This window comes from Nisaea sp., assembly GCF_017640745.1.
Taxonomy (GTDB): domain Bacteria; phylum Pseudomonadota; class Alphaproteobacteria; order Thalassobaculales; family Thalassobaculaceae; genus Nisaea.
Genome location: NZ_JAEPQA010000020.1, coordinates 53,512 through 67,347, shown reverse-complemented (window position 1 = coordinate 67,347; position 13,836 = coordinate 53,512). Strand labels below are relative to the sequence as shown.

General features: G+C 64.4%; 13 protein-coding genes. 10 read left to right on the top strand and 3 right to left on the bottom strand.

Annotated features, from left to right (window positions below; translation table 11 throughout):
• The first annotated feature begins 70 nt into the window (after positions 1-70).
• From JJ959_RS14775 to JJ959_RS14740, 8 genes are all read left to right on the top strand, one after another.
• Positions 71-1,996: a hypothetical protein gene (locus JJ959_RS14775; RefSeq protein WP_292884962.1), complete on the top strand. Its 1,926-nt coding sequence runs from the start codon at positions 71-73 to the stop codon at positions 1,994-1,996.
• Positions 1,997-2,064: 68 nt separating this feature from the next.
• Entirely contained in the window at positions 2,065-2,598 is a 534-nt protein-coding gene (locus tag JJ959_RS14770; protein ID WP_292884959.1) for a PAS domain-containing protein, read from the top strand.
• 213 nt (positions 2,599-2,811) lie between these two features.
• Positions 2,812-3,318, top strand: coding sequence for a PAS domain-containing protein (locus JJ959_RS14765; protein ID WP_292884957.1), 507 nt, complete (start codon positions 2,812-2,814; stop codon positions 3,316-3,318).
• Positions 3,319-3,456: 138 nt separating this feature from the next.
• The gene (locus tag JJ959_RS14760; RefSeq protein WP_292885027.1) at positions 3,457-4,728 is read left to right on the top strand and encodes a sarcosine oxidase subunit beta family protein; all 1,272 of its coding nucleotides are present in this window, start codon (positions 3,457-3,459) and stop codon (positions 4,726-4,728) included.
• Positions 4,729-4,739: 11 nt separating this feature from the next.
• Positions 4,740-5,096, top strand: coding sequence for a sarcosine oxidase subunit delta (locus tag JJ959_RS14755; protein ID WP_292884954.1), 357 nt, complete (start codon positions 4,740-4,742; stop codon positions 5,094-5,096).
• Positions 5,093-8,104 carry a sarcosine oxidase subunit alpha gene (locus JJ959_RS14750; protein ID WP_292884951.1) on the top strand — a complete coding sequence of 1,004 codons (3,012 nt, stop codon included), beginning with the start codon at positions 5,093-5,095 and terminating at the stop codon, positions 8,102-8,104. Before JJ959_RS14755 ends, JJ959_RS14750 begins: the two co-directional genes overlap by 4 nt.
• Positions 8,097-8,699: a sarcosine oxidase subunit gamma family protein gene (locus JJ959_RS14745; RefSeq protein ID WP_292884948.1), complete on the top strand. Its 603-nt coding sequence runs from the start codon at positions 8,097-8,099 to the stop codon at positions 8,697-8,699. Before JJ959_RS14750 ends, JJ959_RS14745 begins: the two co-directional genes overlap by 8 nt.
• A 27-nt stretch (positions 8,700-8,726) precedes the next feature.
• Positions 8,727-9,497, top strand: a complete 771-nt coding sequence (locus JJ959_RS14740) for a metallophosphoesterase family protein (RefSeq protein ID WP_292884945.1) — start codon at positions 8,727-8,729, stop codon at positions 9,495-9,497.
• Here the strand turns inward: JJ959_RS14740 and gstA are convergent, their stop codons facing one another.
• The gene (gene gstA / locus JJ959_RS14735) at positions 9,498-10,118 is read right to left on the bottom strand and encodes a glutathione transferase GstA (RefSeq protein WP_292884942.1); all 621 of its coding nucleotides are present in this window, start codon (positions 10,116-10,118) and stop codon (positions 9,498-9,500) included.
• Between the two features lie 64 nt (positions 10,119-10,182).
• On the bottom strand, positions 10,183-11,259 hold the full coding sequence (locus JJ959_RS14730; RefSeq protein ID WP_292884939.1) for a nitronate monooxygenase: 1,077 nt from the start codon (positions 11,257-11,259) through the stop codon (positions 10,183-10,185).
• A gap of 131 nt (positions 11,260-11,390) precedes the next feature.
• On the opposite strand from JJ959_RS14730, the gene JJ959_RS14725 reads away from it, so the two are divergent.
• A complete protein-coding gene (locus JJ959_RS14725; RefSeq protein WP_292884938.1) occupies positions 11,391-11,756 on the top strand; it encodes a helix-turn-helix domain-containing protein in 366 nt (121 codons plus the stop codon).
• A gap of 6 nt (positions 11,757-11,762) precedes the next feature.
• Here JJ959_RS14725 and JJ959_RS14720 read toward each other — a convergent pair whose 3' ends face one another.
• The gene (locus JJ959_RS14720; protein WP_292884936.1) at positions 11,763-12,542 is read right to left on the bottom strand and encodes a potassium channel family protein; all 780 of its coding nucleotides are present in this window, start codon (positions 12,540-12,542) and stop codon (positions 11,763-11,765) included.
• A gap of 152 nt (positions 12,543-12,694) precedes the next feature.
• Here JJ959_RS14720 and JJ959_RS14715 point away from each other — a divergent pair, with 152 nt between their 5' ends.
• A complete protein-coding gene (locus tag JJ959_RS14715) occupies positions 12,695-13,822 on the top strand; it encodes an alanine racemase (RefSeq protein ID WP_292884934.1) in 1,128 nt (375 codons plus the stop codon).
• Positions 13,823-13,836 lie beyond the last annotated feature (14 nt).

Genomic DNA, 13,836 nt, shown 5'->3' with positions numbered 1-13,836 from the left:
TCAACAGGTTGGTCTTTGGCAAAAAATTCGCTTATCTTTCTCCTGAGAGTTTTGTTTGCGGAGTTTCGAAATGTCGGCAACGGACGATCAAGACGGCACCAAGAGCCCGAAGACAAAGCCGGAAGACGAAAACGCAACAGCTCCCGCGACCGAGTCAAAGGCCGCGGATACGGAAAGCTCCGAAGCGGACGGCTCTCCAGCCAAAAAGAAACCCGCAGCACTGACCGCGACACGCTCCGAGCAGCAGACATCCCGAAAGCCGCCCGAAGCGGCGGCAGAAAAGAAGAAAAGCGGCAGCAGCAAACCCGAGAAGACGGAAGCGCAGCCCCCCGCGAAGCCTGCGCGTCGACGCTATCTGGGGCTCGTGGCGGCCCTCCTTGCCGTTCTGATCGTCGGCGGCCCCGCATTGTTCCTGCTATGCCTGTCCGAGTCCGCAAAACCGCTCGATATCAGCGTTTCGCCGGGCGGAGACGCCGTTAGCTGCCGCGAAGTCGCCGGGCATTTCAAGGACTGCTATCTTTCCGAGGAAATCACCGTTTCCGCACCGGCTCCCGCCGCAAAGGACGGACTGGAACGGTTCTGCTGCGACTTCATCGTGGAGCGCACCGTGCTGCCGACCGCCTCCTACAGCGACGGATCAGGCGCCGTGCCGCAAACCCTGGCCGCGGGGGACACAGCCCTGCCGCTAGCGGACGGAACGCGCCGCACCGGCAACCCGATCCTGCACAGCGGCGACGGCTCCCTCGAACGGAGAATCCGTATCGTTGCGGAACCCGTCTTCACCATGCCCGCACTATCCGTCCTGGAAAAGCTTCTCGGTCAGCCGGTCCAGCTCGATCTCGGATCGATGATCTCCACCATCGCGCCGGAGGCCGCGGCACGATCCGAACGCGCGCAGGACATCCGCCTGACAGAAGGTGGCACGATGGTGCGGCTGAACCAAGGGACAGGCGATCCGACCCAGATCAGCATCCGCGCGCGAACAACCCCGACCCTGATCTTCGCCGATATCCTCGCGGGCGGCACTCCACCGGACGCCATCCTCGCCCAGCCCGGCGTGCTGCCCAGAGCTGCGAGCGGCTGGCTGCCGGCGCAGATCGACAGTGTGGCGCCTGGGGGACACAGCGATATCCGCACGGCCTATTCCGGACTCCAGCAACATTCCGTCTCGCGACTTGCCGCAAGCGCGGAAGCGGAAGCGGACCTGCAGGCCGCAGGACGCGCCTGCATCGGGTTTTATGGCGCGATGCGCGAGCGCTTCAGCCGTTACGACGCCGCGGTCTCGACATTTATCGCCGCCGGGCCGACCGGATTGCTGACCTCCCTGTCGCCGGCCGATCCGCACGGCTGTTCCGACCCCGGCCGCACCGCGCTTTCGTCCGACCTCGCGGCGGACTGGGCGGCTCTGAATGCTCCCTTCGTCGTTCTTGCCGTTCCGAAGGTCGATGCGGAGGAAGTGACCTCGGCGGCCGCAGAAGACGAGGAGGCAATGGTCCGCAAAGTGCTGCTGGATCTCGCCTCGGCCGCAAAAAGCGGCGCCCGTCTGCAGGATATCAAAGCGTCCATAAGCGACCCGGTCGCGATCCGGTTCGGCCGCGGCGGTACCGAAACCCCGGGTTCCCGGGATGCCGTCGTCCGGATGCTGTATCGCCAATGGTCCCATGTCGGATGCTGGATCTATGCAGCCGCGCCAGGCTCCGGTGGCTCCGCGATGCTGCTGGCCGAAGCGCAATATCCCTATCTCAACCGCATCGTCCTCGATTTCGATACCGCAGGGCGGATTACGAAGGTAGAAGTGACCGGGGTGACCTTCGACGACTTGCTCCGCTTCAAGGCCGCCAACCGGGGAACCGAGTGCCAGAGTTTCCTGAACCCTGTCCGGCTGGCGGATTACAGAGACTGGTATGCCGTCAACCCCGTCGGCGCCGCGACTCCTTCGGATCATGCGGAGCGGCTTTTCCACGAGGGTCTGCAGCAGAAATTCCGCCTGAACTGAACGGCCTCCACCCGCCAACCGCGCGATGCCTTGGACCGCCCCTCTCAAAGCCGCAATGACGTAGATTTATGAACGACTATTCCCTTCGGTTCAGAGATGACGGCGGATTGATGTCGTCTGTTGCACTGCCTGAGGACGCGCCCGCCGTAAGGCCTGCCCGTTTCCTGCTCGACCGCTGGCACAGCTTGGCACAGGACGGACTGCCGGCCCGATCAGACTTCCCTCCCGAAGATTTCGGCAACCTGCTGGGACGCGTTTCATTGCTCGACGCGACGGACGACGGCTCGGATTTCATCTACCGGATCTATGCCGTGATTGCGGCGAACAAAGGCGGGATCGACCTAACCGGGAAGCGAATCTCGAGCATGCCCTATCCCGACTACGCTGCGGTTCTGGTCGAGCAATGCAAGACCGCGCTCGCAACCGGAAAACCGACCATTCACGAAAACCGTTTCCGCTGGCGCAGCCGCGCCTATGGAATCTGTGCGGTGAGGCTACCGGTGATGGAAGAGAAATCCGGCCGACCTGCACTTTTCGTAGTCGATCTCCATGCCGATCCCAACAAGAAACCCGATAAAGCCCTTTACATGCCTCAGGTCTAAGACCTTTGACGCCTACGCATTCGCAGAAAAACACGCGCAAGAGGTCGGATATGTTCCGCTCAATGAGTGAAGAATAATGGTACGTCGATATAAAACCGAAATCTCAAATTGAATTGGTGAATGCAATTTTACTCAGATAAATCTGGACATTTCTTATTTATTCGCAAAAAATACCCCTAATGTGATCGTGAATATATCTAGGCTCTGAGACGTTTGATTCTTGCAAGAGATATCGTCGCGGATGCAGCACCGAGCTGCACGATAGATCTGACCCTGGCGTTTCAGAACAGGGAAACGGCAGCATTGCATGAGGCGTGGCGCCGACTGGGCGGCAATCGCGGAACCCCCTACCGCAGAGACTTCGACCCGCGCGATCATGTCGCCTTGCTACCCCATATGTTCGTCATCGAGGCGACCGACGACCCGGAGCCGAGATTTCGCTACCGCCTTGTCGGTACCAACATCGTCGAGACGATCGGCAGGGATGCGACCGGAACCTGGGTCGACGATCTCTACAAGGACGCGCCGGAGGTGGTGGAAGGCTTCAGGGCGCTCTTGCAGAAAGGCCGTCCTGTCCGCACTTTCGGCAAACTGACCTGGGTCGGAAAAGACTTCCTCTCCTACGAGTCCGGAATCTTCCCGCTGCTCACGGACGAAGGGCGGATCGGCCGCTTCGTCGGCCTGACCATTTATTCCCCCAGCAAAAGCTCTGCCGACTGACCCTCGCCTGTCCCCTCCCCGTCATCACAGGTCGCGCCCGAACAACAGGGGCTGGACAGCTCCGACTACGGTCCCGATCATTCTGACGTTTCAGGGTCCTGACGGGGGCATAAGGCGATGAAGGGTTCCGCGAGCGGCATGCGGGCACTGAAGGGCGGGTCCTCCCGCTATTCGATCTTCGCTCTGGCGCGCAACGCGCTCAGCTATCACGAGAACTGGCAGAAGGCGTGGCGCTCGCCGGAGCCGAAGCCGGAATATGACGTGATCATCGTGGGCGGCGGCGGCCACGGACTCGCGACCGCCTACTATCTCGCCTCGGTGCACGGCATCCGCAATGTCGCCGTGGTCGAGAAAGGCTGGATCGGCGGCGGAAATACCGGCCGGAACACGACCATCATCCGCTCCAACTATCTCTGGGACGAGAGCGCGGGCATCTACGAACACTCGCTTAAGCTCTGGGAAGGCCTCTCCCAGGAACTGAACTTCAACGTCATGTTCTCCCAGCGCGGCGTGCTGACTCTCGCCCATTCCGAACATGAACTGAAGGAGATGCGCCGCCGGGTCGAAGCGATCCGCCTCAACGGCATCGACAGCGAAGTCATGACTCCGGCGCAGATCAAGAAGCTGGTGCCGATCATCGACACCGCGCCGACGCTGCGCTATCCGGTCATGGGTGGCTTCATCCAGAAACGCGGCGGCACCGCGCGGCACGACGCCGTGGCCTGGGGCTACGCCCGCGCCGCCGACGATCTCGGCGTCGACATCATCCAGAATTGCGAGGTCACCGGCATCCTGCGCGAAGGCGGCAAGGTCACCGGGATCGAGACAAGCCGCGGCACGATCCGGGCGAAGAAGGTCGGCTGCGTCACCGCCGGTCATTCCGGCGTCGTCGCGGAGATGGCCGGGCTGCACCTGCCGATCGACTCCCGCCCGCTGCAGGCGCTGGTCTCCGAGCCGATCAAGCCCTGCCTCGACACGGTCATCATGTCGAACGCGGTGCACATGTATATCAGCCAGTCCGACAAGGGCGAGCTGGTGATGGGTGCGGGCGTCGACAGCTACAATTCCTACAGCCAGCGCGGCAGCCTGCCGACGGTCGAGGGCCTGCTGGCGGCCGCGGTCGAGCTCTACCCGATCGTCTCGCGCCTCCGCGTGCTCCGGACCTGGGGCGGCATCGTCGATACCTGCCCGGACGCCTCGCCGATCATCTCCAAGACTCCGCTCGACGGGCTCTATTTCAACTGCGGCTGGGGCACCGGCGGCTTCAAGGCGACGCCGGGCTCGGGCCATGTCTTCGCCGAGCTGATCGCCAAGGACGAACCCAACAGGATCTCTGCGCCCTTCAGCCTGAACCGCTTCGAGACCGGCTACCTGATCGACGAACACGGCGCCGCGGGCGTCGCGCACTAGGGAGAGACAAGATGCTGCAGATTCCCTGTCCCTGGTGCGGTCCGCGGGACGACAACGAGTTCCACTATGGCGGCGAGGCGCATATCGCGCGCCCGGTGAAGGCCTCCGAGCTCTCCGACGCGGAATGGGCGGAGTACCTGTTCCTGAAACAGAACCCCAAGGGCCCCTTCACCGAGCGCTGGTCGCACAGCGCCGGCTGCCGGCGCTGGTTCAACGTGGTGCGCAACACCGCCACGGACGAGATCATCGAGATCTATCCGATGGGCGAGCTGCCGAAGAGCCCTCAAGGCATCAAGGCCTACGAGACCAACTGGCGGCGCGAGAGCGCGGCGCAGAAGAACGCGAAAGCGGGAGCGTCGGACAAATGAGCGGGCAATCCTTCCGTATCCGTGACCGGGGCCGCATCGACCGCCAGAAGCCGGTCCGCTTTCGCTTCGACGGCACGACCTATGGCGGCTACGAGGGCGACACGCTCGCCTCGGCCCTGCTCGCCAACGGCGTTCATCTGGTCGGCCGCAGCTTCAAGTACCATCGTCCGCGTGGCATCCTCGGCGCCGGCTCGGAAGAGCCGAACGCGCTGATCCAGCTCGGCGCCGGCAACAGGACCGAGCCGAACCTGCGCGCGACCCAGATCGAGATCTTCGACGGTCTGCAGGCGGAGAGTCAGAACCGCTGGCCCTGCCTGAAATACGATATCGGCGCGATCAACTCGGTCTTTCACCGGCTGCTGCCGTCCGGCTTCTACTACAAGACCTTCATGTGGCCGGCCTCGCTCTGGATGACCTACGAGCACGTGATCCGGAACGCTGCCGGCCTCGGCAAGGCGCCCGAGGACCGCGATCCGGACCGCTACGAGAAGATGCACGCCCATGCCGACGTTCTCATCGTCGGCGGAGGTCCCGCCGGCCTCGCCGCGGCGCTCGCCGCCAGCAAGACCGGAGCGCGCGTGATCCTGATGGAGGAGACAGCGGACTGGGGCGGCGCGTTGCTCTCCGAGAGCGACAGCTCGGTGGCCGGGAAGGAGCCGGCGCGCTGGGCGGCCGAAACCGTCGCCGAACTGGAAGCCATGCCCGAGGTCACGCTGGTCAAGCGCTGCACCGTGACCGGCTACTACGATCACAACTATCTGACCGCGCTGGAGCGGGTCAGCGACCATCTCGGCGCCGCCCCGGAACACACACCGCGCCAGCGGCTCTGGAAAATCCGGGCGAAGCGTGTCGTGCTTGCAACCGGGGCCCTCGAACGGCCACTGGTCTTCTCCGACAACGACCGGCCGGGCGTCATGCTCTCCTCCGCCGTGCGGACCTATATTAACCGCTACGGCGTGCTGCCGGGCCGCAAGGTGGTGATTTTCACCAATAATGACGATGCCTACCGCACCGCCCTCGCGATCGAGGAAGCGCACGGCAAGGTGGTCGCCATCGTCGATGCCCGGCGCGATGTGCGCGGAGAGCTGGCCGACGCGGTCAGCGACAAGGGCATCACCGTCTACGAAAACAGCGGCATCGTCTCCGTTCAGGGCAGAAACAAGGTCGCCGGCGTCGAGGTGATGGAGCTTGCGCCGGACGGATCGAGCGCGCTCGGCACAGTGAAGGCGCTCGAGTGCGATCTGGTCGCCATGTCCGGCGGCTGGAACCCGACGGTGCATCTCTTCTCGCAGGCCAAGGGCAAGCTTGCCTGGAACGACGAACTCGCCGCTTTCGTTCCCGGCACCGCCAGCCAGGCGCTTGCCAGCGCCGGAGCCTGCAACGGTACCTTCGCGCTCGCCGAGGTCCTGAAGGAAGGCATGAAACTCGGTGCCGAGGCAGCGCGCGAAGCTGGCTTCAAGGGCCGCGCCCCCGCCGCACCGAAGTCGAGCGAGCCGGAACAGGGCGCGCTGCGTCCGCTCTGGATCGCACCCGGCAAGGCCAAACTCGGCCGCAAGGGCAAGCATTTCGTCGACTTCCAGAACGACGTGACCGCCGCGGACGTAAAGCTCGCCGCCCGCGAGGGCTACCGTTCGGTCGAGCATCTGAAGCGCTACACCACGACCGGTATGGGTACCGACCAGGGCAAGACCTCGAACGTCAACGCGCTGGCGATCCTTTCCGACACGCTCGCTGCCGAGATCCCGGCGACCGGGACCACGACCTTCCGCCCGCCCTATACGCCCGCCACCATCGGCGCCTATACAGGACGCAATGTCGGCAAGCTGTTCGAGCCGGTGCGCAAGACCCGGATCGACGAATGGGCGCGGGCGCACGGCGCGAAGTTCGAGCATGTCGGCCAGTGGATGCGCGCCTGGTACTTCCCGAAACCGGGCGAGACCTTCCGCCAGGCGATCGACCGAGAGGTGAAGGCGGTGCGCGACAGCGTCGGCATCCTTGACGCCTCGACCCTCGGCAAGATCGACATCCAGGGTCCGGACGCCGCCGAGTTCCTGAACCGCATCTACACGAACGCCTGGCTCAAACTCGGCGTCGGCCGCTGCCGTTACGGCCTGATGCTGAAGGAAGACGGCATGGTCATGGATGACGGCGTGACGACCCGGATCGGCGAAAACCATTTCCATATGACCACCACCACCGGCGGGGCGGCGAACGTGCTCTCCTGGCTGGAGGAATGGCACCAGACGGAATGGCCGCACCTCAAGGTCTTCTTCACCTCGGTGACCGAGCAATGGTCTGTCGTCGCGGTGAACGGCCCGAAGAGCCGGGCGCTGCTGGAGAAGCTCTGCTCCGGCATCGACTTCTCCGCCGAGGCCTTCCCCTTCATGTCGATGAAGGACGGCACGGTCGCCGGCATTCCGGCGAAGATCTACCGGATCTCCTTCACCGGCGAGCTCTCCTTCGAGGTGAACGTCCCGGCCCGCCACGGCCTCGCCCTCTGGGAAGCGCTGATGGAAGCCGGTAAGGAGTTCGACATCACGCCCTACGGCACCGAGACCATGCACGTGCTGCGCGCCGAGAAGGGTTTCATCATCGTCGGCCAGGAAACCGACGGCACTGTGACGCCGCTCGATCTCGGGATGGACTGGATCGTCTCCAAGCAGAAGCCGGACTTCATCGGCAAACGCTCGCTGGAACGCGCCTCCATGGCGGCCGAGGATCGCAAGCAACTCGTCGGCCTGCTGACCGAGGACCCGAATGTGGTGCTGCCGGAAGGCGGTCACGTCGTGGAGCACCTGAAGCCGCAGCCGCCGATGGACATGCTGGGCCATGTGACCTCGAGCTACTACAGCCCGAATTGCGGCCGCTCCATCGCCATGGCGCTGATCAAGGGCGGACACAAGCGGCACGGCGAAACCCTGCACGTCCCGCTCGAGGACAAGCTCGTGAAGGTGACAGTGACCGAACCCCGGTTCTTTGATCTGGAAGGGAAGCGGATCGATGGCTGAGCTCGACAATCCCAAGGCGCGCACCGCGCTCGATCCGCTCGAGATCATCGTCGGCGGCCCGTCGGATGCCGGCGTAGTGCTGACCGAGATCCCCTTCCGCACCAAGCTGGTGCTGCGCGGTCATCTCTCGGAGAAGGCCTTCGTCACGGCAGTGAAATCGGTGCTTGGCGCCGCTCCTCCCCCGGAACCCAACACGGTCGCTTCCGCCAAGGATGTCCGCATCCTCTGGACCGGACCGGACGAATGGATGGTCTATGGCGACGATGCGGCGCTCGCGGGCAAGCTCTCCAAGGCTCTGGAAGGCCAGCACGCCGCGGTCACCGAGGTGACGGAGCATCACACGACGATCCGGCTCTCCGGCCGTCATGCACGCGACGTCATGGCCAAGGGCTGCGCCATCGACCTGCATCCGCGCGCATTCGGTCCCGGCAAATGCGCGCAGAGCCATATCGGCCGCATCACCGTGCTGTTCGACCAGCTTGACGAGGTGCCAACCTACGACATCCTCGTGCGCTCCAGCTTCGCCGAGTACCTCTGGAGCTATCTGGAAGACGCGGGCCTCGAATTCGGGGTGCGTATAGAAAGCTTGGGATAAGCCCCTGAAGGGCGATACAATCGGGCCATGAAATTCGCCGCTATCGCCGACATTCACGGCAACAGCCTCGCCCTTCAGGCCGTCCTCGAAGACATCGAGAACGAAGGCATCACCGATATCGTCAATCTCGGCGATTTTTTCAGCTCTCCGCTTGATGCCGAGGGAACGGCGGAACTCCTGCGCGGCATCAATGCCGTCTCGATCCGCGGCAACCACGATCGCTGGCTGATCGAAGAGGCCCCGGAAGAGATGGGGCGGTCCGACAAGATCGCGCACGATCAGCTGGCCTCCGAGACGCTCGACTGGATCCGGACGCTGTCGGCGACGATGGTCTGGCGCGACGAGATCTTCCTCTGTCACGGCACGCCCGAGGACGACAACACCTACTGGCTGGAGCAGGTCACCCCTGACGGAAGGGTGCGGAGCGCGGCGCTGAAGGATATCGAAGCGAAAGCCCAGGACATTCCGCAGAAGCTGATCCTCTGCGCCCACACCCATCTCGCGCGCACCGTGGCGCTGGCGGACGGGCGCCTGATCGTCAATCCGGGCTCGGTCGGCTGCCCGGCCTATATCGACATCGAACCGACCCCTCACAAAGTACAGGCCGGCCACCCGAACGCCTGTTACGCGATCCTCGAAAAACGCGCCGCCGGCTGGTCCGTCACCCACCGCCAGGTGCCCTACGACAATCTGGAAATGGCCCGGCTCGCCATGGACCGTGCCGCCCCGTCCTGGGCCGAAGGTCTCGCCACCGGATGGATCAGCAACGAGACCTTCGCGTCGATTACCGCCGCCTGATCAAGCGGCGTCTTTCAGCAGCCCCTCGGCCTTCATCGCCGCCCTCACCGACGGACGCTCGGCCATACGTGCGACATAGGCCTTCAGGTTCGGTCGCTCGCCGAGACCGAGCCCGGTGAAGTTCGCCCAGTTGGCCACTGTGAAGAGATAGGGATCTGCGACGGAAAAGGCGTCGCCGAGGAAGAACTGACGTCCGTCGGACAGCTCCTTTTCCACGTCATCAAGGCGAAGATTGACCTTCTTGCGCGCCGCGTTCTTCTCGTCCTCGGTCGCGTCCGGCTTGAAGAGCGGGCTGAAGGCCTTGTGCAGCTCGGTGCCGACGAAATTCAGATGCGCCTGCAGGCGCGCCCGCTCGATACTGCCCAAAGCCGGCGAGAGATCCTTCCGGCCGGAATTGTCTGCGAGATACTGCACGATCGCCGGACCTTCGGTCAGGGTTTCGCCGCCATCGAGCGTCAAGGCCGGAACATAGCCCTTGCTGTGCACCGTGTAGTAGTCGGCACCGGTTTCGGTCTTGTGGGTCTTGCTGTCGACCCGCTCCGTCGTAAAAGCGGCACCGAGTTCGTGCAGAACGATGTGCGGGGCAAGGGAGCAGGCTCCCGGAATGTAATAGAGCTTCATGTCTGTCCTCCTCTGACAGGGTGGATCCGGCGGCAAACCCGCCGGGTGAATGGCCCGGAGCCGCTTAGGCGGCGCGGGCGGTTGCGAGATCGGCGATCAGTTCGTCCATCAGTGCGCTCGCGGAACGGTGCTTGAGGTTCGGCGCAGACTGGCCTGCATAGAGCGAGAGCAGGTCGTCGCGTCCCTCTTTCAGAGCAGCGGCCTTGATCGCGCCGAAGAACCAGCTCTGAACCGGGAACGGCGGCAATTCTTTGCCTTGCACTTCCATCTCCTGGATCCAGCGGTTGCGGATCCCGCGCGCAAGCCGTCCGGTATAGGACCGGGTCAGCTTGGTATCGCGGGCCGCCTCCGAGAAAAGCAGGTCGCGGTGCGCCTCGCTGGTTCCGGATTCGGCACAGGCGAGGAAGGCGGTCCCGAGCTGCGCAGCCCCGGCGCCGAGCGCGAGCGACGCACGCACGCCCCGCCCGTCGACGATGCCGCCTGCGGCAATCACCGGCGCCTTCACATGCGTGGCCGCGATCTGCACCAGAGAGAAGGTTCCGGTAAGGCTTTCCTCCGCCGGAGCAAGGAAGGACACCCGGTGTCCGCCCGCCTCGAGCCCCGTGGCAACGATAAGATCGACACCGGATGCATCCAGAGCCTCGGCCTCGGCCAGCGTCGTGGCGGCGCCGATTGTCACGATGCCCAGCCGCCGGCACTCCTCGAGGATCTTTCTCTCGGGGATACCGAAGACGAAGCTGAAAACCGGCGGACGCGCTTCCAGCAGCGCCTCGACCTGATCCTCGAAGCGGTGGTGGAAGCGCTCCGGCAGGGCCGGCGCAGGCAGCCCGAGTTCCTCGTAATAGGGCGCGAAGATCGGATAGTAGCGCTCGAACTGGGCCGCGTTCGGATGCTCGCCGCCCGGATCGTGGTCGGAGACCCAGAGATTGAGCGCGAAGGGCGCGTCCGTCGCGTCCGAGAGGCGGCGGGTGAGATCGGCGAGATCCTCCGGCGCCGTCACATGGGCGCCGTAGGAGCCGAGCCCTCCGGCATTGGAGACCTTGGCCGCCAGTTCGACGGTCGAGAGGCCGCCGCCGAACGGCCCCTGGATGATCGGATGGCAGATGCCGAGCCTGGCCGCCGCGTCGGTGGTAAACGTCATCGGGTACTCCCCGTTGCTGCATTGACGTTCCCAGACCTAGGGTCCACGATTACCCTTGTAAACCAGGTTTCTTTTTGTAACCTTATTATCGGGTTACGGCGAGGTAACCAGCACACCGGGAGGTGAGCCCCATGGCTTTGAAAATGCGGAAGAACAAGGTGGCGCCTCCACCGGACGGATGCCCGCTCAGCACCTGTCTCAGCGTCATCGGCGGCACCTGGGCGCCGAACATCATCTGGTATCTGAGCGCGTCCCCGCGCCGTTTCAGCGAACTGAAGGCGGACATTCCCGGGGTGTCGGCGAAAATGCTGACCCAGCGCCTGAAGGAGCTTCAGGAGTTCGGCGTCATCGCCCGGACGGTGAAGCCGACCTCACCGCCTTCGGTCGAATATGCGCTGACCGATCTCGGCGAGGAACTGGTCCCGGCGATCAACGCCATCGTCGCGGTCGGGCACAAGCTGAAGGCGAGGAAACAGGCCGCAGAGGCGGCCGCCTGACCGGGATCAGTCGAGCCCCTCTGTCTCGATCTTCAGCGGCTCGCCGCAATGCTTGCAGTGAACGGCGTCCTCCTCGTGCCGGCTGAGACCGCACGAGGGGCAGGTGTAGGACACCTTCTGCGGCCGGAAAACGGCCTGCGCCAGCCGCAGGAAGAGCGCGACGCCGACGACCATGATGACGACGGCGAGCACCCGCCCCGCCGTTCCGGTCAGGACGATGTCGCCGAAGCCCGTCGTGGTCAGCGCGGAGACCGTGAAATAGAGCGCGGCGATGAAATCCTCGATCCCCGGATTGTCGCCGAACTGCATGACGAAGACGAGCGAGGTCACGAAGAAGACGAAGACGCCGAGATTGACCGCGCTCAGGATCACCTCCTCATTCCGGCGGAAGAAGGGTGTCTCGGAACGCAGATCCCGGAGCACGTGATAGGAATGCAGCAGCCGGAGCGCGCGGAGGACTCTCAGGAACACGAGGTTTTGGCTGAAGACCGGTGCCAGCACGAGCGAGAGGATCACGAAGATATCGGCGATCGTGTAGACCTGCCGCAGCATCCGCGGCCGGTCCGGCGCGATCCAGAAGCGGGCGAGGAAGTCGCAAAGGATCAGCAGGCCGATGATGGCGTCCACCAGGAAGATTTCGCGGGTCGGCGTCAGCGGGATGGTGACGATGAAGAATCCGATCGTGAAGATGTCGAACACGATCAGCGCATAGCGGAACAGCGCCGCGTTCCGGCTGCGCCCGGTATAAAGCAGATCCAGCGTCTTCTTCAGCTTGCTCTCGGCCATGCGGCAAATATCCCGTCCCGTTCGCGCGTCACTCTAGCGGGCATCGGCGCGCGGGGACATGGGTGCGCTGAAGCACCGGCACTTGTCCCCTGACAGAGACCCGCTCTAGGCTGCGCCCGTTCCTACGATCTTCCAGCCAAGAGCCCGCGCGCATGAAACTCTCCGACCTCCAGACCCCCTGCCTGATCCTCGACAAAACGCGACTGGAGCGGAACTGTTCCCGCATGTCCGCACGCGCCAGTGAGCTCGGCGTGGCGCTCCGCCCGCACATGAAGACCGGCAAATCGGCGGAGATCGCCAAACTTGCGACGGCGGGCCAGCCCGGCGGCGTCACGGTCTCAACGCTGGCCGAGGCGGAATATCTCTTCGAACACGGCTTTCCGGACATTCTCTACGCGGTCTGCATCCCGCCTTCGAAGCTCGACCGCGCGGCGGCCCTGACGGCGAAAGGCGCGGACCTGAAGATCCTGATCGACAGCCCCGAAGTCGCCGAGGCCATCGCGGCCCATCCGGGACACCACAAGGTGATGATCGAGATCGACTGCGGCGAGCACCGTACCGGCGTCGACCATGACAGGGCCCGTCTGCTGGAAATCGCCCTCATTCTTGCCGATGCGGAGCGTTCGACGCTTGCCGGTGTGATGACCCATGCCGGCCATTCCTATCGCGGCCGCACGCCGGACGACATGCGCGCCGTCGCGGCGACGGAACGGGACGCCGCGGTCGCGGCGGCGGAAGCGATCCGCGCCGAGGGCATCGCCTGCCCCATTGTCAGCGTCGGCTCGACCCCGACCGCGCTCTATGCGGAGCATCTGGAGGGCGTCACCGAGATGCGGCCAGGCGTCTACACGCTGGGGGACCTGTTCCAGGCAGGGATCGGCAGCCACGGGATTGGGGACATCGCCGCCTCCGTCGTCGCCAGCGTGATCTCGCACAACCGGGCGCGCGGCACGCTGATGCTGGATGCGGGCGGCATCGCGCTCTCCAAGGACCGCTCGACCCAGGCGCTGGGCGGGGCCGGCGACATGGGTTTCGGACTCCTTGCGGATCTTGAAACGGGAACCCCGCTCGACGGCCTCACCATCCGCGGCACGCACCAGGAACATGGCGAGGTCGCGGTCGCGGATCCGGCGCTCTACGACAGGCTGCCGATCGGCGCGAAGGTCCGCGTCCTGCCGAACCATGTCTGCATGACCGTCGCCGCCTATGAGGGCTATGAAGTGTTCGAGGAAGGTTCCGACAAGATCGTCGCGAGGTGGGAGCGACGCAACGGCTGGTGAACCGCCGCGCCGCC